The organism is Amycolatopsis sp. NPDC001319, assembly GCF_042896185.1.
In the GTDB taxonomy this organism is placed as follows: domain Bacteria; phylum Actinomycetota; class Actinomycetes; order Mycobacteriales; family Pseudonocardiaceae; genus Amycolatopsis.
In genome coordinates, this window is the sequence record NZ_JBIAWY010000003.1 from 875,290 (window position 1) to 898,306 (window position 23,017).

At 70.9% G+C, this 23,017-nt stretch carries 20 protein-coding genes and 1 other RNA gene; 13 read left to right on the top strand and 8 right to left on the bottom strand.

Annotated features, from left to right (window positions below):
• Positions 1–32: 32 nt before the first annotated feature.
• On the bottom strand, positions 33–938 hold the full coding sequence (locus tag ACFY1H_RS14795) for an AraC family transcriptional regulator (protein ID WP_386946810.1): 906 nt from the start codon (positions 936–938) through the stop codon (positions 33–35).
• Between the two features lie 90 nt (positions 939–1,028).
• On the opposite strand from ACFY1H_RS14795, the gene ACFY1H_RS14800 reads away from it, so the two are divergent.
• Positions 1,029–2,006 carry an aldo/keto reductase gene (locus ACFY1H_RS14800; RefSeq protein WP_366575076.1) on the top strand — a complete coding sequence of 326 codons (978 nt, stop codon included), beginning with the start codon at positions 1,029–1,031 and terminating at the stop codon, positions 2,004–2,006.
• Here ACFY1H_RS14800 and ACFY1H_RS14805 read toward each other — a convergent pair.
• Entirely contained in the window at positions 2,003–3,370 is a 1,368-nt protein-coding gene (locus tag ACFY1H_RS14805; RefSeq protein ID WP_386946812.1) for a gluconate:H+ symporter, read from the bottom strand. The genes ACFY1H_RS14800 and ACFY1H_RS14805 overlap by 4 nt on opposite strands.
• Positions 3,367–3,861, bottom strand: a complete 495-nt coding sequence (locus ACFY1H_RS14810; RefSeq protein ID WP_386946814.1) for a gluconokinase — start codon at positions 3,859–3,861, stop codon at positions 3,367–3,369. The genes ACFY1H_RS14805 and ACFY1H_RS14810 overlap by 4 nt, the downstream gene beginning before the upstream one ends.
• A gap of 95 nt (positions 3,862–3,956) precedes the next feature.
• Between ACFY1H_RS14810 and ACFY1H_RS14815 the strand changes: the two genes are divergently transcribed.
• Positions 3,957–4,667: a FadR/GntR family transcriptional regulator gene (locus tag ACFY1H_RS14815; protein ID WP_386946816.1), complete on the top strand. Its 711-nt coding sequence runs from the start codon at positions 3,957–3,959 to the stop codon at positions 4,665–4,667.
• 155 nt (positions 4,668–4,822) lie between these two features.
• Positions 4,823–5,824, top strand: a complete 1,002-nt coding sequence (locus ACFY1H_RS14820; protein ID WP_386946817.1) for a cobalamin biosynthesis protein — start codon at positions 4,823–4,825, stop codon at positions 5,822–5,824.
• 1 nt (position 5,825) lies between these two features.
• On the opposite strand, the gene ACFY1H_RS14825 is transcribed toward ACFY1H_RS14820, so the two are convergent.
• From ACFY1H_RS14825 to ACFY1H_RS14835, 3 genes are all read right to left on the bottom strand, one after another.
• On the bottom strand, positions 5,826–6,440 hold the full coding sequence (locus ACFY1H_RS14825) for an FMN-binding negative transcriptional regulator (protein ID WP_386946819.1): 615 nt from the start codon (positions 6,438–6,440) through the stop codon (positions 5,826–5,828).
• Positions 6,441–6,512: 72 nt separating this feature from the next.
• Positions 6,513–7,343, bottom strand: coding sequence for an SURF1 family cytochrome oxidase biogenesis protein (locus ACFY1H_RS14830; RefSeq protein ID WP_366575066.1), 831 nt, complete (start codon positions 7,341–7,343; stop codon positions 6,513–6,515).
• 79 nt (positions 7,344–7,422) lie between these two features.
• Positions 7,423–7,884 carry a low molecular weight protein-tyrosine-phosphatase gene (locus ACFY1H_RS14835; protein ID WP_386946821.1) on the bottom strand — a complete coding sequence of 154 codons (462 nt, stop codon included), beginning with the start codon at positions 7,882–7,884 and terminating at the stop codon, positions 7,423–7,425.
• 41 nt (positions 7,885–7,925) lie between these two features.
• Here ACFY1H_RS14835 and ACFY1H_RS14840 point away from each other — a divergent pair, with 41 nt between their 5' ends.
• The 4 genes from ACFY1H_RS14840 to ACFY1H_RS14855 all read left to right on the top strand — a co-directional run bounded on the left by ACFY1H_RS14840 (position 7,926) and on the right by ACFY1H_RS14855 (position 12,694).
• Positions 7,926–8,741, top strand: a complete 816-nt coding sequence (locus tag ACFY1H_RS14840) for a Nif3-like dinuclear metal center hexameric protein (protein ID WP_386946824.1) — start codon at positions 7,926–7,928, stop codon at positions 8,739–8,741.
• A 36-nt stretch (positions 8,742–8,777) separates the two neighbouring features.
• On the top strand, positions 8,778–9,515 hold the full coding sequence (locus tag ACFY1H_RS14845; RefSeq protein WP_366575061.1) for a C4-type zinc ribbon domain-containing protein: 738 nt from the start codon (positions 8,778–8,780) through the stop codon (positions 9,513–9,515).
• Positions 9,512–10,663, top strand: a complete 1,152-nt coding sequence (locus tag ACFY1H_RS14850; protein WP_386946825.1) for a bifunctional RNase H/acid phosphatase — start codon at positions 9,512–9,514, stop codon at positions 10,661–10,663. Before ACFY1H_RS14845 ends, ACFY1H_RS14850 begins: the two co-directional genes overlap by 4 nt.
• Before the next feature lie 285 nt (positions 10,664–10,948).
• Positions 10,949–12,694: a hypothetical protein gene (locus ACFY1H_RS14855; RefSeq protein ID WP_386946827.1), complete on the top strand. Its 1,746-nt coding sequence runs from the start codon at positions 10,949–10,951 to the stop codon at positions 12,692–12,694.
• A gap of 19 nt (positions 12,695–12,713) precedes the next feature.
• On the opposite strand, the gene ACFY1H_RS14860 is transcribed toward ACFY1H_RS14855, so the two are convergent.
• Positions 12,714–13,895: an SLC13 family permease gene (locus tag ACFY1H_RS14860; protein WP_386946901.1), complete on the bottom strand. Its 1,182-nt coding sequence runs from the start codon at positions 13,893–13,895 to the stop codon at positions 12,714–12,716.
• Between the two features lie 108 nt (positions 13,896–14,003).
• The gene (gene sfnG, locus ACFY1H_RS14865) at positions 14,004–15,128 is read right to left on the bottom strand and encodes a dimethylsulfone monooxygenase SfnG (RefSeq protein WP_386946828.1); all 1,125 of its coding nucleotides are present in this window, start codon (positions 15,126–15,128) and stop codon (positions 14,004–14,006) included.
• A gap of 263 nt (positions 15,129–15,391) precedes the next feature.
• Here sfnG and rnpB point away from each other — a divergent pair.
• From rnpB to ACFY1H_RS14895, 6 genes are all read left to right on the top strand, one after another.
• Positions 15,392–15,787: RNase P RNA component class A (gene rnpB / locus ACFY1H_RS14870), an RNA gene on the top strand.
• 92 nt (positions 15,788–15,879) lie between these two features.
• On the top strand, positions 15,880–16,737 hold the full coding sequence (locus ACFY1H_RS14875; RefSeq protein WP_366575053.1) for a hypothetical protein: 858 nt from the start codon (positions 15,880–15,882) through the stop codon (positions 16,735–16,737).
• A gap of 459 nt (positions 16,738–17,196) precedes the next feature.
• The gene (locus ACFY1H_RS14880) at positions 17,197–17,463 is read left to right on the top strand and encodes a hypothetical protein (protein WP_285970229.1); all 267 of its coding nucleotides are present in this window, start codon (positions 17,197–17,199) and stop codon (positions 17,461–17,463) included.
• Positions 17,464–17,475: 12 nt separating this feature from the next.
• The gene (locus ACFY1H_RS14885; RefSeq protein WP_366575051.1) at positions 17,476–17,964 is read left to right on the top strand and encodes a hypothetical protein; all 489 of its coding nucleotides are present in this window, start codon (positions 17,476–17,478) and stop codon (positions 17,962–17,964) included.
• A gap of 3 nt (positions 17,965–17,967) precedes the next feature.
• Positions 17,968–20,940, top strand: coding sequence for an ATP-binding protein (locus tag ACFY1H_RS14890; protein WP_366575049.1), 2,973 nt, complete (start codon positions 17,968–17,970; stop codon positions 20,938–20,940).
• Positions 20,937–23,015: a magnesium transporter gene (locus tag ACFY1H_RS14895; protein WP_386946831.1), complete on the top strand. Its 2,079-nt coding sequence runs from the start codon at positions 20,937–20,939 to the stop codon at positions 23,013–23,015. Before ACFY1H_RS14890 ends, ACFY1H_RS14895 begins: the two co-directional genes overlap by 4 nt.
• Positions 23,016–23,017 lie beyond the last annotated feature (2 nt).

Consider the following 23,017-nt stretch of genomic DNA (forward strand, 5'->3'; position numbering starts at 1 on the left):
GTGCTCGAACCAGGGTGTGGTGTTTGTGCTGATCAGCGACCGCGGCTGCTCGCCGGCGTCCGGCCCGTCACCCGCTTGAACGCCGCGCTGAACGCGCTCTCCGAGCCGTATCCCCAACGCGAAGCCACGGAAGCGACCGTCCGGCCCTCGGCCAGGTCCCGGGTGGCGCCGGAGATCCGCCGGTGCAGCAGGTAGTCCATCGGCGACAGTCCGACGAGTGCCTTGAACCGCGTCGCGAACACTGTGCGCGACAGGTGCGCCTCGCTCGCCAGGTGGGCCACCGTCCAGCCGAACGCGGGGCGCCGGTGCATCGCGGCGAGCGCGGCGCCGATGGCCGGGTCGCGGAAGCCGGCCAGCCAGGCGGGGCGCGCGTCGGCGCCGAGGAGGCTGCGCAGCACGTGGAGGGACAGGATCTGCGTGAGGTGCTCGCGCATCGCGCCGCCGCCCGGTCGGCCGGCGGTTTCGAACGCCAGCAGCCGCAGCGTCGAGTTCAGGACCTCGGCGGTGTCCGGGTCGGTGATGCGGGCGGAGGAACCGAGGTCCTCCAGCAGCACCGCCGCCGCGGGGTCGGTGAAGTCCAGGGTGGCGCCGACCAGGGCGACGTCGGCGGCGGAACCGGCCCGCCCGTCGTTGCCGGCGAACACGCTGCGGGCCTCGATCGGCGCGACGTCCGGCGTGCTGGCCGTGACGTACGCGGCGTCGCGGCCCACGAGGTAGCAGCCACCCGCCGTCAAGAAGACCGGCGCCGATCCCTCGGGCAGCACCCAGCACGAACCCGCCGTCACGGTGATCACCTTGGGGTGCGAGCCGCCGAACCGCACCGCCCAGTCGCCGCCCGCCGTGAACCGGGCCGGGAGGGCCGGGCGGACGTCGGCCATCGACAGGACGCCGGCGAGGGGATCCGGACGATCCAGCACGAGCTCCGAACGCTCACTCATGGTCCGCACCCTCCGCTCTGCCTAGCGTGGGAAGCACCGAAGAAAGGAACCTCCGTGCAGTACCAACAACTCGGCGCCACCGGAACTTTCGTGTCCAGGATCGCACTCGGCACCATGACGTTCGGCGGCTCCGGCCGGAAGCCGTGGGACGTGATCGGCGGACTGGACCTCAAGGCGGCCGACGAGCTGGTCGGCATCGCCCTGGACCACGGCGTGAACCTCATCGACACGGCCGACATGTACGCCGGCGGCGAGACCGAGGAGCTGCTGGGCAAGATCCTCAAGGGCCGCCGCCGCGACGTGGTGCTCGCCACCAAGGCGTACTCGCGCATGGGCGCCGGCCCCAACGAGGTCGGGCTCTCCCGCGTGCACCTGCGCCACGCGATCGACGACAGCCTCCGCCGCCTGGGCACCGACCACATCGACCTCTACCAGATCCACGCCCACGACCACCTGACCCCGCTCGACGAGACCCTCTCGGCCCTCGACGACGCCGTCCGCCAAGGCAAGATCAGCTACATCGGCACGTCCAACACCTTCGCCTGGCAGCTGGCCAAGGCTCTCGGCGTCGCCGACTTGCACGGCTACTCGCGGTTCGTGTCGCTGCAGGCGTACTACTCGCTCGTCGGGCGTGACCTCGAGCGCGAGCTGCTGCCGCTGGTCAACGAGGAGAAGCTCGGCCTGCTCGTCTACAGCCCGCTGGCCGGCGGCTTCCTCTCCGGCAAGTTCACCCGCGGCAGCCAAGACGCGTCCGGCCGCCGCGCCCAGGCCGACAACCCGCCCATCGACCGCGAGCGTGGTTACGACATTGTCGACGCGCTGCGCAAGGTCGCCGAGCGCCACGACGTCGGCGTCGCCCGCGTCGCGCTGGCCTGGGTGCTCGCGCAGCGCGGCGTGACCAGCGTGATCGTCGGCGCGAAGCGGCCCGACCAGCTGCACGAGAACCTCGCAGCCGTCGACCTGGAGCTCACCGAGCAGGACCTCGCCGAGCTCGACGCCGTCAGCGCGCTGCGCCCGGAGTACCCGGCCTGGACCCTCGACGGCGCCTACCCGTCGCGAACGCCTTAGAGCAAGCCGCCCAGCGGCAGGATCAACGCGATCGACACGACCGAGATCACCGTCTCCATCACCGACCACGTCTTCAGCGTCTGCCCCACGGACATGCCGAAGTACTCCTTGACCAACCAGAACCCGGCGTCGTTCACGTGCGAGAAGAACAGCGAACCGGCGCCGATGGCCAACACCAGCAGGGCGTTGTGGGTCGGGTCGAGGGTGGCGGCGAGCGGCGCGACGATGCCGGCGGCGGACACGGTGGCGACGGTCGCGGAGCCCGTCGCCAGCCGGATCGCCACGGCGACCAGCCAGCCGAGCAGTAGCGGTGACAGGTGGGCGCCGGTGGACAGGTTGGTGATCACGTCGCCGACGCCGGCGTCCACCAGCGTCTGCTTGAAACCACCGCCCGCGGCCACGATGAGCAGGATGCCCGCGATCGGCGCGAGCGAGTCGCTGATGATCGACGACAGCTTCGCGCGGTGCAGGCCCGCCGGGCGGCCCAGCGTGACCATGCCGACGAGCACCGCGAGCAGCAGCGCCACCAGCGGGTCGCCGACGAAGTCGAGCACGCGGCGCACGGCGTTTTCCTTGCCCAGCGGGATGTCCGAGAGCGCCTTCAGCAACATCAGCGCCACGGGCAGCAGCACCGTGGTCAGCGTGGCACCGAAGCTGGGCCGTTCATCGACCTCGGTGCTCTCCGACTCGGGCACCAGGCGCTGCGGCGGGGTGGCGTCGGGCACCCACCGCGCGGCGACGCGGCCGAACAGCGGGCCGGCGATCACCACCGTCGGGATGCCGACGAGCAGGCCGAGCGCGAGGGTGATGCCCACGTTGGCACCGAGCGCGCCCGCCGCGGCCAGCGGGCCGGGGTGCGGCGGGATCAGCCCGTGGAGCACGGACAGGCCCGCGAGCGCCGGGATTCCCAGCAGCAGCACGGGTTTCCCGCTGCGCTTGGCGACCAGCAGCACCACCGGGATCAGCATCACGAGGCCGATCTCGAAGAACATCGGCAGCCCGATCAACGCGGCCACCAGCGCCATCGCCCACGGCAGCCCCTTGCCGTGCACGCGCCCGAGGATCGTGTCCACGATCCGGTCCGCACCACCGGAATCGGCCAGCAGCTTGCCGAGCATCGCGCCGAACGCGATCAGCAACCCGACCGAAGCGACCGTGCTGCCGACGCCGCTTTCGAAGCTCTTCAACAGCTTGTCCACGGGCATGCCGGCCACGAGGCCCAGCACGCCGGAGCCGATCGTCAGCGCCAGCAGCGGGTGGAGCTTCAGCTTGCTGATCAGCACCACGATCACGGCGATGGCGAGCACCGTCGCCAGGATCAGGCGGGTGTCGTGGCCGGTCCAGCCGGCGGCGAGGGTGGTCATGCACGCTCCTGGAACGCGTGAATCGCCGCCTCGACGAGGGCGGCGGGGCTTTCGGTGATCTCCAAGACGAGACCCGGCTCGTCCGGCTGCAGCGGTTCGAGGTCCGCGAGCTGGGAGTCGAGCAGCGACACGGGCATGAAGTGGCCCTTGCGGGTCTGCATGCGCTCGGCGAGCACGTCGCGATCGCCGTGGAGGTGGAGGAACCAGACGTTGCCGCCGGCTCTCAGCTCGTCGCGGTACCGGCGTTTCAGCGCGGACGACGACACGACCCCGCCGGATTCCTGGTGTTCCGCGATCCAGTGCGCGATCGCCTGCAGCCAGGGCTCACGGTCGGCGTCCGTCAGCGCGTGGCCGGCGGACATCTTCTCGATGTTCGCCTTCGAGTGGAAGCTGTCGGCCTCGGCGTACTCCACGCCGAGGCGCTCGGCCAGGGCCTCGCCGACCGTCGTCTTCCCCGAGCCGGACACGCCCATCACGACGATGACGGTCATCCGCACCTCCTTGTGTCCGGAAGAGTCAAACCCAAAAGTAGTACTTATTCAAGAAGAAGTACTACTTAATCGAATCAGAGCGGTAGGTTGGCCGCGTGGGGAGCGACCGGCACGAAGAAGTCCTCGACGCGCTGGGCGCGGCGATCGCCAACGGCGAGCTGGCGCCGGGCGCCGTGCTGCGCTCCGACGAGCTGCAGGAACGCTTCGGCGCCTCGCGCACGGTGGCCCGCGAGGTCGTGCGCGTGCTGGAGACGATGGGGCTGACCACGAGCCGCCGCCGCGTCGGCGCGATCGTGAGCGACCCGGGGGAGTGGAACCACTACGACCCGCGCCTGATCCGCTGGCAGCTCGACGGTTCGGGGCGCGCAGTGGCGCTGCGGACGTTGACGGAGCTGCGCTCGGGCGTCGAGCCGTGCGCCGCGCGGTTCGCGGCGCTGCGCGCGACACCGGAGGACCGCGGGCGGCTGCGTGCGCTGGGCCACCGCCTGGAGGAGACGGCCCGGGCCCGCGATCTGACGACGTTCCTCGGCCACGACATCGCGTTCCACGACCTGCTGCTCACCGCGTCGGGAAACCCGATGTTCGCGCAGCTGTCCTCGGTGGTCGCCGAGGTGCTCGCGGGCCGCACCTCCCACGGCCTGATGCCCGAGGAACCGCAGCCCGAAGCAGTCGCGCTGCACGTGGAAGTCGCCGTGGCCGTGGACGCCGGCGACGCGGACCGGGCCGAGCGCGCCATGCGCGACATCGTGGACCAGGCACGGGACGAAATCGCCGCCGCGGTGTCGAGTAATCTCGGCGGGCAATAACTCGCCAGGCCATCGCGTCGGCGGCATCGAACCACGTTCCCGGGGGGCACTGTGCCGATCGTTACCAGTCCGGCCACAGTCACGGCCGAATGGCTTGGTGGCAACGGTTACGTGCCGCGTGGGGGTCAGCCTGCTTTCGGCCGGATTGGTAACTGGTGAGCGCGGCACGCGCGATCGGCTTGGTGCTCGGCCTGGCGGCCGACGGCGTCCTCGGCAACCCCCGGCACCGCCCGCCCGTCACGGCGTTCCGCCGCGTGGCGACGCTGGGCTCCGGCGCCGCGGTGCGCGCCGGGAGCGGTGTTGCTGTTGGGGCGTCTGGGGAATCCGCCGTCGGTGCGCCCGCCGGAGAGCGCTCCACCACGATGTCCGCTCGCGCCGCCGTCACCGGTCTTGGCCTGGCGGGTGCCGCGGTCGCGGCCGGGCTGTTCGCCGAACGCGCCGTTCGTGACCGGCCCGTGGTGCAGGCCGTGGCCACGGCGGTCACGACGTGGGCGGTCGTCGGTGCCGCCGGTCTCGCGACGCAGGGCACGGAGCTCGCGCGCGACCTCGAAGAGGGCCGGCTCGAACCTGCGCGCGGCACACTGTCCGAACTGGACCCGCGCGTCGCCGACGGGCTCGGCATGATCGCGCTTTCCCGTGCGTCCGTTGAGACTCTGGCCGAGAACACGTCCGAAGTGGTCGTCGCGCCACTGCTGTGGGGAGCGCTCGCCGGCGTGCCGGGGCTGCTCGCGTCCCGGACCATCAGCGTCCTCGCGCGCGGCTCGGCGGGCCACTGGCTGGTCGCCCGGCTCGACGAGCTCGTCCACCTCGTGCCGACGCGGATCGCCGCGGCCCTCACCGTGCTGGCCGCCCCCGTCGTCGGCGGTTCCGCGGGCGGCGCGTGGCGGGCTTGGCGGCGCGACACGATCGCCCACCCGAGCCCCAACGCGGGCCGCGTCGAGGCCGCGTTCGCCGGTGCGCTGGAGATCCGCGTGGGCGGGCGCACGGTGTACCCGCACGGGGTGGTGGAGCTGCCCGTGCTGGGCGTCGGTCGCAACCCCGACGCCGGGCACGTCACGCGCGCGGTGGAGCTGTCGCGGGTGGTCGGCTGGCTGGCGGGCGCGACCTCGGTGACGGTGGCCGTCCTCGTCGGCGCGCGCCGCCGCCGTCGTAGGTGAGTCAGCTGCGCCGCTGAAGGTGCTCCAGCGCGGCCGCGTCCAACGGCCCGCCCCGAGCCGCCAGCTTCCCCGAGATCCGCTCCCGGTCGGTCGGCGTCTTGTTGCCGCCGTACTTGAACTTCGCCTGCACGGACGTCACGGTCAGCTCGATCCCGCGGATCCCCGGCAGCAGCCGCCGGTCCGGCGCGTCGACCGACGACACCGGCGTCCGGCCGCTGCCCGGCTCGAAGTGCCCGAGCTGCCGGTTGAGCACCTCCGCCTTCTCGGCCGGGTCGTCGACGATCCGCACGTCGCAGGCGAGCTGCGCGCTCGCGTAGTACGACGTCGGTACGCCCACGGCCGGGTCGTCCGCGGTGTTCCAGTCCGACGGGATGTAGGTGTACTCGCCGATCACCGTCAGCAGTGCGCGCGGGTGTTCCTCCAGCAGCGGCCACACCGGGTTGGGGCGCGCGAGGTGCAGCCACACGGTGGCTTCGCCGTCGAACGTGAAGTGCGTGGGGACGACCACCGGGAGGTCACGGCCGCGGCCACCGGCCACGAGCTGACCGAAGTCGTGGCCCTTGAGCCACTGCCGCCATTCCGCGTCGTCTCCGGCGTCCCAAGGGTGGATCAGCATGTCACCGAGTATCACCCGGCGAAGTGGCCCCGAGAAAGGGCCAGTTCCGGGCTGGAGCAGGAGACCACTTGCCTACGCCGAGGGAGTGAACTCTTCCTCGTCCTCGGCCAGCATCTCCGCCACGGACTTGCGGCGCGTGCGCTCCGGCTTCTCCGTGGTCAGCGCGCCGCCGGGCTTGAGCTCCCGGATCGTGAAGTACAGCCAGCCCAGGACCGCCATGCTGCCGAACGCCAGCCACTGCAACGCGTAGGAGAAGAACGGCCCCGAGTCCAGCTGCGGCAGCGGCAGCGCGCCGAGCACACCGGGCTGGTTCTGGTCGAGCTGGAAGTAACCGGGCCGGATCTTCAGGCCGGACGAGCGCGCCACCACCTGCGAGTCGACGGTGTAGCTCTGCAGCTTCCCCTTTGTCGACGCATCGGAGAACGCGTCGCGGTGCTTCGGGTCCACCTCGTCGCTGCGCACCCGCGCGACCACGGTGACCTGGCCCCCGGGCGCGGCGGCGTAGGGGAGGACCCCGGACTGGTCGTCGAGCCGCACGTAACCGCGGTCGATGAGGTACACGGTCCCGTCGGCCGCGCGCAACGGCGTGAGCACCTCGAACGCGGCCTCACCCTGCACGGTCCGCAACCGCGCGACGACCTCCGCCGACGGCAGGTACGTGCCCGTGATCGACACGAGGTGCCACTCCGTCTGCTGGCCGGGCGTCGAGCCGGCGGGCAGCAGCTGCGCGACGGGCGCCGGCTGGGCCGTGAACGACGCGGTGAGCGCGTTGTTCTGGGCCTCCTGCTCGGCGTCGCGCCGGAACTGCCAGGGCGCGAGAAGGGTGTAGCAGCAGACGGCGAAGGTGAACACCACCACCGTCAGTGCCAGCCAGCCGGGCCGGAGCAGAAACCGCAACCGCACCCCTTCACGGTAGGCCGTCGTCCCCACGGACCGCGCGGCGACCTCTCCCACCTGTGATTTCGTGCGGGACAAACCGGTCCTAACCGTGCGCGCGGACCCACTCGATCAGGCCGGGCATCGCGCGCTCGATCATCGCGAGCACGTCCTCGAAACCCTCGTCACCGCCGTAGTACGGGTCCGGTACCTCTGCGCCGACCTTCGCCGACGGGTCGAACTCGCGCAGCAGCCGCACCTTCGCCGGATCCTCGACGCGCCCGCGCAGGAAGTCGAGGTGCCCCTCGTCCGCCGCCAGCAGCAGGTCGGCCTCGAGGTCCTCGTCGTTCACCTCCGACGCGACGTGCTGCGTCGGGTAACCGTGCGCGCGCAGCGTCGCCTGCGCCCGCCGGTCCGCGGGCTCCCCGGCGTGCCACGGGCCGGTCCCGGCGCTGGACACCCGCACGGAGTCCGCCAGCCCCGCCTCGGCGAGCTTCGCCCGGAACACCAGCTCCGCCATCGGGGAGCGGCAGATATTGCCTGAACACACGAACACCACTGAAGTCACGGGTCCCGAGTCTGCCGCAACCGTCGTGGGAAGATCCCCTGGTGCCTGCCCTAGCCGAGATCCTCGACGTCCTCGAACGCCACTACCCGCCGCGCCTCGCCGAGAAGTGGGACGCCGTCGGGCTCGTGTGCGGGGACCCGGCGGAGGAGGTCACGCGGGTGCTGTTCTGCGTCGACCCCGTCGAGGAGACGGTGACCGAGGCCGAGGACCTGGGTGCGCAGCTGATCGTGGCGCACCACCCGCTGCTGCTGCGCGGGGTGCACGGCGTGCCCGCCGACACGGTCAAGGGCGGCCTCGTGCACCGGCTGATCCGCGGCGGCCGCGCGCTCTACTGCGCGCACACCAACGCCGACTCGGCCGACCCCGGCGTGTCCGACGCTCTCGCGAACGCCATCGGCCTCACCGTCGACCGGCCGCTCGACCCGCAGGAGCCCGGCGGCCGCACGGGCATCGGGCGGATCGGGCACCTGGCGGAGGCCGAGCCGTTCGCGGTGTTCGTGCAGCGGGTCGCCGAGGCGTTGCCGGCCACGGTGCCGGGCGTGCTGGGCGCGGGGGACCCGGACCGGCCGATCCGCACCGTCGCGGTGTCCGGCGGTGCGGGCGATTCCTACCTCGCGCGCGCCACGGCCGAGGGGGTCGACGCGTACGTGACGGCGGACCTCCGCCACCACCCCGCCGGCGAGCACCTCGCCGCCTCGGGGCCCGCGCTGGTCGGGCTCACGCACTGGGCCAGCGAATGGCCCTGGTGCGGGCAGGCCTCGGCCCTTGTCGCCGCAGCCTTTGCGGGTAACGTCGACAGTCACGTCTCCACGAGGTGCACCGACCCGTGGACCGTCCGCGCGACCCCCGCCAGCTGACTAACGCAAGTCCCCCCCAATTCCACAAGGAGCACCGTGAAGGCCGACCCCGCCGTCCAGCGCCAGCTGCTCGAACTCGCGAAGGTGGACGCCGAGCTTTCGCGCACCGCGCACCGCCGGCGCACCCTGCCCGAGCTCGCCGAGATCGACGCGGGCGAGAAGGCCGTGCGCGAGAAGCGTGACGCGCTCGTGTCCGTGCAGACCGCCGCGTCGGACCTCGACCGCGAGATCGCGCGGCAGGAGAAAGAGGTCGAGTCGGTGCGGGCCCGTGAGGACCGCGACCGCAAGCTGCTGGAGTCGGGCTCGGTCAACGCCAAGCAGATGACCGACATCGAGCACGAGCTGCAGACGCTCGGCCGCCGCCAGAGCGCGCTCGAAGACGACCTGCTGGAGCTCATGGAGCAGCGCGAGGCCCTGGAGCTCGACGCCCAGCGCACCGGCGCCGAGGTCGACAAGGCCGAGGCGGGCGTCGCGGCCGCGATCGAGCGCCGCGACGAGGAGTTCAAGAACCTCGACACCACGCGCGCCCGCCGCGACGAGGACCGCGCGAAGCTGCTGCCGCGCTTCCCGGAGCCGGTGCTCAAGCTGTACGAGCGCGTGCTGGACCACAAGGGCATCGGCGCGGCGCTGCTGCGCGCCCGTCGCTGTGGCGCCTGCCAGCTCGAGCTCGACCGCAACACCATCGCCGAGATCAAGGCGACGCCCGAGGACACCATCGTCCAGTGCGAGAACTGCGGGGCGATCCTGGTCCGCACGATGGAGTCGGGCCTGTGACCGACCGGGTTGTCGTCGAGGCGGACGGGGGGTCCCGGGGCAACCCGGGCCCGGCCGGCTACGGCGCGGTCGTGAAGGACGCCGCCACCGGCGAGGTGCTGGCCGAGCGCCACGAGTACCTCGGCGTGGTGACCAACAACGTCGCCGAGTACTCCGGGCTCATCGCGGCGCTGACCGCGGCGGCGGAGACCGGCGCGTCCATTGTGGACGTGCGGATGGACTCCAAGCTGGTCGTGGAGCAGATGTCCGGCCGCTGGAAGATCAAGCACGCCGCGCTGCAGCCGCTCGCCGCGCGGGCGCGTGAACTCGCGGACGGGTTCGATCGTGTCACCTACATGTGGATCCCCCGCGCAGAGAACTCCCACGCCGACCACCTCGCCAACGTCGCGATGGACAGCGGCACCGGCAAGGCCACCACCCCGGCGCCGGCTCAGGACAAACCGCAGGTCAAGACCACCTCCGGCACCGGTGAGGCCGACCGCGGCGCCAAAGCCGGCTGGACCGGTGCGCGCGGCACACCCACCCGGCTGCTGCTCCTGCGCCACGGCCAGACCGAGATGTCGGTCGACCGCCGCTACTCCGGCCGCGGCGACGTGCCGCTCACCGAGCGCGGGCGCGGCCAGGCGGCCGCGGCGGCGAAGCGGCTCGGCGCGTGGCCCGGGCTCGTCTCCGAAGACGGCGAGGCCGCCCCCATCGTCTCGTCACCCCTGACCAGGACGAAGCAGACCGCGCAGGCCGTGGCTGACGCGCTGGGTACCCGCTTCGTCACGCACCCGGGCCTCATCGAGACCGACTTCGGCCAGTGGGAGGGCCTGACTTTCAAGGAAGCCGCCGACCGCGACCCCGAGCTGCACGGCTGCTGGCTGCGCGACTCGTCGTGCGCGCCGCCCGGGGGCGAGAGCTTCGACGCGGTCCACGAGCGCGTCGACCAGGCCCGCCGCGACCTCATCGAGCAGTACGAGGGGAAGACGATCATCGTCGTCAGCCACGTCACGCCCATCAAGACACTGTTGCGGATCGGCCTCGACGCGGGTCCGAGCCTGCTGTTCCGCCTGCACCTGGACCTGGCGTCGCTCTCGATCGTGGAGTTCTACCCGGATGGCAACTCCTCTGTGCATCTGGCCAACGACATTTCACACCTCTCCTGACCGGGGCTCTGCTGATCGTTTACCGATCCGGCTTCAGCCACGGCGGGTGCGGTCGCCGGACGGGATACCGTCCGGTTGGGTGCCCGCCTGCTTCCGGCCGGATTGGTAAATTGTGGGGCGGATCACGCGCAGGGACGACGCGTGAGCGGGTGCCGATCCGGTATTGGCTAGAGTGCTGTGTCGACCGCGGCGCCGCGGCGCGGGTTCCACCCGGGATCCTCATCAGGGGGGCGCAGGCTCGTGCGTTTCTCGGCAAGCTCTGCGAGTAGAAACAGTGACGAGGTAATGACCGCTAGCGCACTCACCGAAGCATCCGAACGCGACCTCCCCGGCGAGGACGCGCCCGTGACCGCCGTCGGCCTGCGCCACGGCTGGATCGCCTCCGTGCTGGCGGTACTGGCCGGTGTCGCCGCGGTCGCCTGGCACGCCACGCGCTACGGCCACTGGATCGTGGACGACGCGGCCATCACGTTCTCCTACTCGCGCAGCCTCGCCGACGGCCTCGGCCCGGTTCTGCAGCCGGGTGCGCCGCCCGTCGAGGGCTTCTCCGACCCGACGTGGATGGTCCTGCTCGCGGGCGGGAAGCTCGTGGGCCTGTTCGACCACGGCCTGCTGTTCGGCATCCCCGACTACGTGCTGTTCCCGAAGGCGCTCGGCCTGCTGTTCACCGCCGGCATCCTCACGCTGTGCCACGTCGTGGCGCGGCAGATCTTCCCGCGCCACGCGTGGGCGGCCACACTGGCCGTGGGCCTCACGCTGGCGACGATCCCGTCGTTCGTGATCTGGGTGGTCTCGGGGCTCGAGAACTCGCTGTTCGCGTTCGCGGTGCTCGGTCTCGCGGTGCTGCTGTTCACCGCGGTCCGCAAGGAACGCACGCTTTCATGGAAGGTCGCGGTGGGCGCGGGCGTGATCGTGGCGTTCGCCGCGCTGACGCGTCCCGAAGGCCTGATCTACGCCGCCGCGTTCCCGCTCGTCCTGCTGTACGGCGTGCGGCGCGAGGGTTTCTGGGTCAGCTTCCGCTACGCCGTTCTGTCCATTGTGGCCTTCGCGGTCCCGTTCGGCGCGTATGTGGCTTGGCGCCACAGCGAGTTCGGCGGCCGGTTCCTCGCGAATCCGTCGGTGGCGAAGAAACAGGGCCTGCCCGACCTGATGTCGTTGGTGCGGCCCGGAACCCTGATCCTCTACGCCGGTGTCGCCGCCGTGGTCGTGCTCGCGATCGTGGTGATCTGGGCGCTGCGCAAGGCGCCGTGGCGGCGTCCGCTGGCCGCGTTGATCACGCCGTTCGCGCTCGGCGTGATCGCCTTCGGTGTGCTGATGCCCGACTGGATGGCGCAGTTCCGGTTCGCGACGCCGGTGTGGGTGCTGGGCGTGCTCGCGGGCACGTTGTCCTTCGGCGAGCTGCTGCGCACGGTGAAGGTGCGCTGGCGCGCGGTCGCGTCGGTGGTCGTGGTGGCCGCGGCGATCCCGTCAATGGTCGGGTTCGTGCAGCAGTCCGACGAGTTCATCAAGAGCCCCACCGTGCCGGCGTGCCTGATCGCCGACCGCTTCGGCCGTGGCTTCAACACCTACGCCGACATGCTGGGCCTGCAGCAGGCGTCGCTGCTGCTGCCGGACCTCGGCGGCTCGTCGATGACCAGCCGGCTGCAGCTCGTGGACATGGCCGGCCTCGTCAACGCCCCCATCGCGGACCTCACGCACGACGAGAACATGGCGGGCCTGCGCGACTACGTGTTCGACACGGTCAAGCCCACCTTCATCCACTCGTGGGGCCCCTGGGCCGGCGGCAACGGCATCTCCCTCGACCCCCGCATCGACCGCGACTACTACCCGATCTTCATCTACCCCGGCCCCGGCCTCCGCAACGGCGACTGGGTCCGCAAGGACGCGGTCAAGGATCCGGCCAAACTCCAGGCTGTCCAGCACTACGCGGCGACCACGATGATGGACGTCGAGGCCTACCGCTTCGGCAACGGCCTCGACGACTGCGGCCCGACGCTGGAGCCGGGGCAGACCATCCCGCCGCGTTCGTAGCCGGGTCCGTCCCGATCCGTCACGGCAGCACCAGCCACAACGCCGTGGTCGCCGCCGCGAGGGAGACGGGGGTGGTCAGCGCGCCCAGTGCCGTGAACTCGCGCGCGCTCGGCGTGTGGCCGTGGCGGGCCAGCACGCGCCGCCACAGGAGCGTCGCCAGGGAGCCGAGGTAGGTCGCGTTCGGGCCGACGTTCACGCCGATCAGCACGGCCAGCAGCACACCCGTGTTCGGGTGGTCGCCGAGCACCGACAGCAGGATGAGCGTCGCCGGCAGATTGTTGAGGACGTTCGCCAGCACGGCCGCGATCGCGGTGGTGAGGAGCAGGTCGGGGAGTGCCGCCGTCGTCGGCAGGAAGGCCTTGAGGGCGCCGCCGAGCCCGTGTTCGTCGACGGCTTCCACCGTGATGGCCAGGCCGAGCACGAACAGCACCAGCAGCGGCGACGCTTCCGTCACCACCTGCCACGGCTTGATCTTGCGCTCGGCCAGCGCCCGCGAGCTGAGCACGAGCGCCGCCAGCGCCGCGACCCACACCGGTTCGACGTGCACGAGCTGGCCCACCCCGAAGCCCACGAGCATCACGCCGAGCACGACGAGCGCGAACACCGGCGGCTCCCGGTGCTGCGGCTTTTCGGTGCTGCGGGGACCGGCCAGGTCGCGTTTGAAGAAGCGCGCGAACACGGCCAGCTCAATGAGGATCGTGACCAGCCAGGGCAGCGCCATCAGCGCCGTGAACCCGGCGAACGTGAGCCCGGACGCCGCGAACGCGAGCAGGTTCGTCAGGTTGGAGACGGGCAGCAGCGTCGAGGCCGAGTTCGCCAGGTGGGCGCACGCGTAGACGTGGGGTTTCGACTCGAGCCTGAGCCCCTCCGCCGTCGCCAGCACGACAGGCGTGAGCAGGACAACGGTGGCGTCGAGGCTCAGTGCCGCCGTCACACCCGCCGCCGCGACGAAGGTGAACACGAGCAGCCGCTTGGGCTTGCCCCGGCACACCTCGGCCAGCCGGCTGCCCAGCCAGGTGAACACACCGTCGATCGCGGCCAGGTGGCTGACGAGCAGGATCGCGGCCAGGAACCCCATCGTCGGCAGGATCTCGACGACCCGCTGCCACGCGGCCTGCGGCGTCGTGAGCCCGATCGCCAGCACCACCCCCGCGATGGGCACCGCGGCCACCGCCTCGGGCAGCCCACGGGGGCGCACCATCGCGAACCCCAGCGTCACAGCCAGGAGCACGAGGGACACGACCGCGGCGAGGGGTTCGGGCACGCGAGAACGCTAATCGAGCGCGCGGCCGTCCCCCTCGCCGGTGCCTCAGAGAACCGCTGGTTCGGGAATGCCCTTGCCCTTGGCGAGTTCGGCTTCCTTCTCGCGGATCACGGGCAGCACGTTCTTCCCGAAGTGCTCCACGTCTTCCAGGTAGTGCAGGAAACCGAGCAGCAGCAGGTTCGCGCCGCGTTTCTTGTATTCGATGGCGCGGTCCGCGATGTGTTCCGGCGTGCCGATGAGCTGGGTGCGGAAACCGTCGTTGTACTGCACGAGGTCCTTGAACTCGGAGTCGGCCCACATGCCCTTGTTGTCCGACGTGGACTTCCCGGCCTGGGCGACAGCGGAACGGAATCCTTCGACGGCCGGCCGGTTCGCCTTCTCGATGATCTCGCGCAGCACGGCTTCGGCTTCGGAAGCCGTTTCGCGCGCGATGACGAAGCCGTTGAGTCCGAAGCGGACAGTGCGGCCGTCGGCGATGGCGCGGACGTCTTCGACCTGTTCGGTGAAGCCCTCGTAGTCCTTGCCGTTGCTGAAGTACCAGTCGGACACGCGGCCGGCGACCTTGCGCGCGGCCGTGGAGTTGCCGCCCTGGAAGATCTCCGGGTGCGGCCGTCCGGGGGAGACCTCGGGCTTGGGCTTGATGTCGAAGTCGTGGATGCGGTAGAAGTCGCCGCCGAACTCGGCGTGGTCGTTCGTCCAGAGCTCGCGCACGGCGGTGATGAACTCCTCCGTGCGGCGGTAGCGCTCGTCGTGTTCGAGCCACGGTTCGCCCAGTTTGGTGAACTCGTCCTTGAACCAGCCGCTGACGACGTTGATGGCCGCACGCCCGCCGGAGATCACGTCGGCGCTCGCGACGAACTTCGCGAGCACACCGGGGTGCCACAGCCCGGGGTGGATCGCGGCGATCACCTTCAGCCGCCGCGTGGCCAGCAGCAGCGCGAGGCTGAAGCCGGTGGATTCATGCTGGTAGGCGGCGCCGTAGCTGGCGGTGTAGCGGACTTGGGTGAGCGCGTACTCGAAGCCGTTGTTCTCGGCCAGGACGGCGAGCTGCTTGTTGTACTCGTACCCCCAGTCGGTGCGCTGCTCGATGTCGCTGGTGACCAGGCCGCCGCTCACGTTCGGGACCCAGTAGGCGAATTTCAGGGGCTCGTGCAGGTCTGGTGCGGACATGTCGCGAGTGAAACAGCGGCCCTGAGCAGCGTCAACGCACGTCCACGGCTTGAGATCATCCACAAAGGACCTTGCGCTGATCGACTTGAACCGGTCTCGGACGGGACCCGTACTCCCCTTTGTGAAGGGAGCTGGTGGCTCGTGAACCTGATCAACGTCGTGGAGCTCGTGGCGCTGGCGGTGATCGTGACGCTCGGCGTCGTCGAACTGCTCGCCCCGCCGCGCGCCCGTCCGGCGGTGCGCGGGTACGATTCCCAGGCGGACGAGTTGGCTGGACGGTCGCGAATCGGGGTGACCCGGTCCGAGGAAAGTCCGGACTCCGCAGGGCAGGGTGGTTGCTAACGGCAACCCGGGGCGACCCGCGGGACAGTGCCACAGAAAACAGACCGCCTCCGTCCTCGGACGGGGGTAAGGGTGAAACGGTGGTGTAAGAGACCACCAGCACCCCGGGTGACCGGGGTGGCTCGGTAAACCCCACCCGGAGCAAGGCCAAGAGGGAGCTGCCGCTCCTGCGCAGGCGTTTGAGGACGGCCCGTCCGATGCCTGCGGGTAGGCCGCTGGAGCCTGCCGGCAACGGCAGGCCGAGATGGATGACCGTCGCCCGACCGGCCGAGAGGCCGCGTCGGGCACAGGATCCGGCTTACACGCCAACTCGTCCGCCCTGTCCGGGGCGCCTTCTTCCCCGCAACCAGCCGAAAACCCACCGGCATCCCCGCAGACAAAAAACCTACCGCCCGGTAGCATCCCGCCCATGGGCGAAGCAGCCGAAGCGGCGAAGAAGTTCAAGGGCACCTTCGACACCCTCCACTCCCTGATCTACTTCGTCCCCGAAGCCGAGGAGCACCTCACCGCCGCGGGGTTGCGGCCCGGGCGCATGACGTACTTCGCCAGCCGTTCGGCGCCGATGGGAGCCGTGGAAGCCGGCGTGGTGGCCGCGACGTTCTACAACTTCAACCCCGAGATCGTCGAACGCCACATCCCGCGCGCGTGGACCCTCGCCGAGCCCGAACGGATCATCGAGGCCCGCTTCAGTGCCGTCGACGCCGCGCTCACCAGGCTCCTCGGCGACGAGGTCCACGCTGAAACCACCGCCGAAGCCGCCGAGCTCGCGCGGGAAGCCACGGGCGGCTGCGGCCCCGAAGGCCGGGCCCTTTACGCCGGCCACGCGAGCCTCGCCTGGCCCGAGAAGCCCCACCTCGTCCTCTGGCACGCCCTCACGCTCCTGCGCGAGCACCGCGGCGACGCCCACGTCGCCGCCCTCATGCTCCACGGCCTCGACGGCCTGGCCGCCCTCGTCACCCACGTCGCGAGCGGCGCCGGCTTCACGCCCGAGATGGCCAAGAGCACGCGCGGCTGGAGCGACGAGCAGTGGGACGCCGAGGTCGCCCGCCTGGCGAACCAGGGTGTCATCGGGGCCGACGGCGACCTCACGGACCAGGGCGCCGACCTCCGCGAGCGCGTCGAGGCCGCCACGAACGCGGCCTCCGAAGGCCCGTGGCGGCACCTGGGTGGGGAAAAATCCGCCCGCCTCGCCGAGCTGTGCCGGCCGCTGAGCCGCGCCGTCGTCAAGGCCGGGGCGTTTCCCCGAGCGGTGACGTCTTCCCGATAAGGCACCTCTCGTGCCCGATGTCCGGCATCACGCTATGTAGTGAAAATCCTGGCCCGGCTTGCGCGTATCGTGACGAGCGCCTCACTGCTCCCGGCGACCCTGGGGCAGGGCGGCGGTGACACTGCGGGCTCGCTCGGGGAGGCCGAATGGGGCATGCCACACTGGTTGCGGCCGGATCCCGACCACTTGGGAAGCACCGAGAGTGAGCAAAATACTCCCAGCAGGGTGAGTTCGTGGGTCCACTGCGAAATCCGGGTGGCCGGGGTTAATCCCAAGCACCCTTGCCACCATGATGGAGGGCGAGGAATTCTGACCAGACGACCCCTGCCTCCGCCCGTGTCCACAAGTCGACATTACACAGCGCGCTTTGACCACTACCCCTTGTGACGCCATGATGTTGTTCGAAGCTTCGCCGAAGCCAGAACCGCGCGGGACCGTCCGCGCACCGGGAGTAACGCGATGATGACCATGACCACCCTCGAGACGCTGGCTGCCGGCGAACTCGGCACCGGAAACGTCCGAAACTGGTTGCTCGACAACATCGTCCCCCTGGTGTTGCTCGCCGTCGCGCTCCTGCTGCTCTGGCTCGGTGGCGGCAAGGGTGACAACGCCGGTGTCATGCGCAGGCTCGCCGGTGTCGTCATCGCGCTCGCCATCATCGGACTCGCGGTCAGCGGCGCCGGCGTCAACGTGGGCCAGTGGATCGCCGGCCTGTTCACGGGCTGAGGCGGAGCAGGCGTGCGCATCAGGACGGATGACGAGGTCTATCGGGTCGACGCCGTCTGGCTCGGCCCGCCGAAGGCGACTTTTCCCTGGAGGGCCCGCTACGTAGCGTGGCTCATCGGCATACCGGTCTTCCTGGTCGTGCTCACCGTCGAACGGTGGGCCGGCTGGAGCTTCGGGTTCTTCTCCACGGCGTGGGCTTTCGTGGCCACGATCGTGATCACCCGGTTGATCACCGCCAAGATCAGCCACGAGCGCCCGCTGGGCGCGGTGATCGCGATGGCCGGCCGAGAGCTCAACACACCGCGTGAGAAGGCCGCGGGCACGGGCGGCGCCGTCAGCGCCAGCCGCATCCGCGTGCGGGCCGAGCGCCCGCTGCCGAAGCACAAGAGGAGGCGGCAGTACCGGCACCACGGCTACGGCCAGGGCGCCGGAGTTACGGCCGGAGCACAGGGAGCACCACGAGCGCGCCGGAGCCGCCCTGCGGCTCGGGCCGGGAGGTAGTCGTTGTTCGGTCGCGGCGGAAGCCGAGGAAAGCGGGATCGAAGCGTGCCCACGGGCGCCTGGGAAACCCCGCAGCAGGTCCGGCAACCCTCGCCGAGGAACAACTCCTCGGCGGGCAAGAGGCTGCCCGGTGAGCAGGCCATACCCGCGTACACGCCGTCGATCGCGGCGCGCAGCATCGACGGGCACCTGCTGCGCACCGGGCACGAGGTGTACGCCTGGTACCGGCTCGCGCCGCAACGGTGGTCGTTCCGCTCCGACTCGCAGCGCCGCGACCTGATCGCAGCCATCGCGGGCCAGTACGCCGAGCTGCAGGGCCGCTGGCTGCACCTGCGCGTGACCAACCGGCCGTACCCGATCCGCATGTGGGCCGAGGCCCACGTGCACAACGCCGTCGGCCGGCCGCAGGACGTGCCGGGCGCGCTTTCCTTCGACGACTACCTCATCGGCGAGCAGCAGCAGCTGATGGGCCGTTCGATGGCGGAAAAAGAGGTCTACCTCGGCGTCCAGGTGCAGACCCGGCGCATGGTCGACCGCGCCGTCGAACGCGCGGCCCCCGTGCTGCGCAAGATCCTGCCCGAGGCCGTCGACGCCGAGCTGGTGGCGCTCGACTCCGAGGTCGAGCACCTCGACCAGGTCATCGGCACCGCCGGGCTGGAAGGCCGCCCGGTGCACGCCGAGGAGATGTCCTGGCTGATGCACCGCTCGTGCTCGCTGGGCCTGCCCGCGCCGCGCAACATGCCGGCCGTGCCGGGCGCCGCCTGGGAGCCCGAGGACCTCGCCAGCTTCACCGACGCGGCCGACTTCCACGCCGACCCGTACGCGCCCACGGTCACCGTCCGTGGCCGCACGGGGTCCAACGCGGGCGTGTCGCGGCACCTCGCCGTGCTCACCGTCGGCCAGATGCACGGCCTGCAGATCCCCGAGGTCGACGACCCGTGGATCCAGCACGCCGACCGCCTGCCTGCCGCCGTCGAGGTGTCCGCGCGCATCTACGTGCGCCGGCCCGAAGAGGTCGCGGGTGAGCTGCAGCGCCAGATGAACAAGGTGCGTTCGCAGGTCAAGCATTACACCGACGAGCACGAGCTGGAGCCGCCGCAATCGCTTGCGCGCCAGGCCGGGCGTGTGCTGGAGATCGACGACGAGATGACGTCGGGCTTCACCGCGCTGGCCACGCGGGTGCGCTCGTGGTGGCGCCTGGCCGTGTCCGGTCCGACGGAGCGTGACGCGCTGCGCCTGGCCCAGCAGCTGCTCGACCTGTACAAGCCGAAGGTCGCGATCGAGCACCCCGAGGCCCAGTACGCGATGGCGCGGGAGTTCATCCCGGGTGAGCCGCTGGCGTCGGCGGCGTACATGCGCCGCGGCTCGGTGGTGTGGACGGCGTCGGCCGTGCCCACGGCCACCGCGGAGGTCGGCGACCGGCGCGGCATCCTGCTCGGCGAGACCGTGACCGCGACCCGTCGTCCGGTGGCGTGGGACCCGTGGATGGCGCAGGAGATCCGCGACGGCTCGGGCCTCACCGCGATGGTGGCCGGCCTCGGTGGCGGCAAGTCGTTCCTCGGCGGCGGCATCGTCTACAAGACGCTGCGCGCCGGGGCGCACTGGACGATCCTCGACCCGTCGGGCCCACTGGCTCGGCTGTGCGACCTGCCGGAGCTGCGGCCGTACGCGCGGCCGATCAACCTGCTCAACGCGCAGCCCGGCATCCTCAACCCGTACCGCGTGGTGGCCGACCCGCTCATCGAGCACTTCATGGACGAGGACGACCCAGAGCGCTCGTGGCGCCGCGAAAAGGCGCTCGCCGGCGCGACCCGGCGGCGGCTGGTCCTGGACGTGCTGTCGGGTGTGCTGCCGTACGAGGTGTCGCGCATGGCGCAGACGCGGATCGTGCTGCTGCGTGCCGTCCGTGCCGTCGGCGGTCGCTTCGACGCCGACCCGGGCCAGGTCATCGACGCGCTGCGCCGCGACTCGAGCGAGCACCACGAGCACGCCGTCGTCGTCGCCGACTTCCTCGACGAGATGCGCGAACGCATGGCGCTGCTCATCCCGGAACGCGACGCCGACCCGTACTCCGAGACGCGCGACGACCGCATGACCGTGCTGACCATGGCGGGCCTGACCCTGCCCAAGGACGGCGTGCCGCGCGAGTACTGGACCGACGCGGAGTCGCTCGGCGTCGAGATGCTGAACCTCGCGGCGTGGCTCACGCAGCGGTCGGTGTACGAGAAGCCGAAGGAACAGCGCAAGGGCGTCTGGATCGACGAGGCGTTCTTCCTGTCCGAGGTCCCGACCGGCCGCGTGCTGATGAACCGCTTCGCGCGTGACTCGCGAAAGTGGAACGTCCGCGTGCTGCTGTCGTCGCAGATCCCGGCCGACTTCCTGAAGATCCAGGGCTTCGTGGCGTTGCTGGACTCGGTCTTCGTCGGCCGCCTCGACGACGACGACGCCCAGGCGGATGCGTTGCGCCTGCTGAAGGTCCCGGTCGGCGTGGGCTACGAACAGGTCGTCGCCGCCCTCGGCCGCCGCCCCGGCGCCCAACGCGGCACGGAACGCGACGTGGAACCCCGCCAGTTCATCTTCGGCGACGGCGCCGGCGGCGTGGAACGCATCCGCGTCGACTTCTCCGGCCCCCACCTCGACCAGCTGCGCTCGGTCATGGACACCACCCCGGGTTCCCCCGACGCACACACCAAGCCGGGCGCCGCCCTCGTGCTACCCCACGAGGAAGCGCCCGCCCCCTACGTCCCCACCCCACCGGAGGACGACGAGCTGGAACAAGACTTCGAGCTCCAGGCCGAGCTCGAAGTCGGCCTGACCGACGAGCAGCTCCTCGGCTCGCCGGACCCGCTCGCGTCCGAGACCGGCGAGGTGGAGGGTGCGGTGCACAACGGAAACGGACAACCTGCCAACGGACACTCCCCGGACCGGCACGCCCGGGCCGGCGGCAAGGGTGGTACCGGCAGGGATGCCGCGTGAACACAGTCTGGACGCTGGCGTTCGTCCTGTCGTTCGCCGCCGGCTGGCATGCCCTGAAGCGGCGCATCAAGGAAGGCCCCAAGCCGGGCGGGCGCCGGCAGCCGAGCCGGCGGGCCGCGATGCTCGCCGTCATCACGATCCTCGGCCTGCAGACGGTGCTCATGGCGCCGTCGGCCAACGCCGCGGCCTGTGGTGAGTCGCCGAACCCCGAGCGGCCGGGCTCCGGCATGGTCGGCGCGATCGACCCGCCGGAAGGCCACGGCGAGCCGGGCAGCGCGTACATCGACTACAGCTACGCGGGCATGGTCTGGAACACCTACCAGACCAACTGCACGGCGTTGTCCGCCATCGCCTCGCCCAGCTCCACGATCGACACGTGGGCGGGCAACCAGCTGTTCAACGTCGGCAAGAACATCGTCGGCGCCACCAACTCGCTGCACTACACCGTGCTCGAGGGCGGGCTGCTGAACCCGATCTACAACGCGGTGAAATCGGGCGCGGAGAAGGTCTACAACAACATCTACGCGCAGCTGTTCGGGCTCGTCGCGCTGATCCTGTCGATCCTGTTGTTCCGCCAGATCTGGCGGGGTGACCTCGCGGCGGTGAGCAAACGGGCCCTGTACGCGCTCGCGGGGGTGTGGCTCGCGGCGTCGTCGCTGGCGATGCTGCGGTACTTCGACCCGATCGACAAAGCGATCGTCCAGACCACCACGAACATCCAGGCGGGCTTCGTCGACGAGAGCTCCGACCGGATCGTGCGCGACATCCTGCCGACGAACCTGCACACGCAGATCGTCTACGACAACTGGCTGCGCGGGGAGTTCGGTTCGCCGACCGCGCCGCAGGCCGACCAGTTCGGCAAACCGCTGCTCGACGCGCAGGCGTTCACCCGCGACCAGCTCGTGAACGGAGACGACGGCAAGCAAAACGTCGTCGACGCCAAAAAGGCCGCCTTCAAAGACATCTCCGGCAAGCTCGGCCCCGCCACCGGCTACTTCACCGGCGAGTCCGGCGGCCGCACCGGTGCCGGGTTCCTGGCGCTCGGCCAGAGCATCGTCTACTCGCTGTTCCAGTTGCTGGCCAAGGCTTCCGTGCTCCTGGCGCAGGTCCTGATCCGCCTCTTCACGCTCACCGCGCCGCTGATCGGTCTCGTCGCGCTGCTGCACCCGGACATCCTGCGCCGCGTGCTGAAGGTGGCCGGCGGGATCGCGTTCAACCTGGTGGTGCTGTCGGTGCTCGCGGGGGTGCACGCGCTGCTGCTGCAGGCGATCTTCGACGCGGGCAACTCGCTCAACCTGCTCACACAGATGGTGCTCGCCGGCCTGATCACGGTGCTGCTGTTCCTCGTCGGACGGCCGGTGCGGCGGCTGTGGCAGATGGTCGAGATGTCCGTCAACGTGGTGGGCGCGGCCGTGCCTTCGCCCAACGGCGGCATTTTCTCCCGCTTCCGCAAGAAGGCCGGGCCGACGCCGCAGGACGAGTTCTGGCAGAACGTGCGCGAGACCGACGACGTGGTCGACGGCGAAGCGCGCGGCCCGATGGGTGCGACCGTCGGCGGCGGGCGCTACCGGCCGGAGGCCGCGGTCTTCGCCAGCGCGCAGCGGCTCGACAACGGTTCCCGCTCCGCGCGGCCGGCCGCCGCGTGGTCGGGCGCGCCGTGGCCCGGCGCCGTCGGCTCGGCCGGCGAGCGCGCCGCGCTGACCTCGGGCGGCGGGGGAGCGCCGGTGTTCTCGCAGTACAACCCGGTCACAGGCGAGCCGGGCGACTACGCGGTCGGCGGCCGTCGCGTGCCGACGCAGGAGAGCCGGCGCGTCGACACGTCGCCGGTGGCCGACCGGCGCTGGAGCGACGAGCAGGAACCCGTGGTCGTCCCGTCGCGGATGAGCTCGTCGGATCGGGGCTACGCGTCGCCGGAGTCGATTCCGGAGCAGGCAGGTGTCTACACACCGCCGGGCATCCGCGCGCAGCCGCGCCGGGTCGACCCGGAAGTGGTCGCGGGCAAGCCCGTTTTCGTGCTGTACCGGCCTTCCCGTGGCATCGAGGTCCGCGACACCGACCAGCTCATGGGGCGGTGACG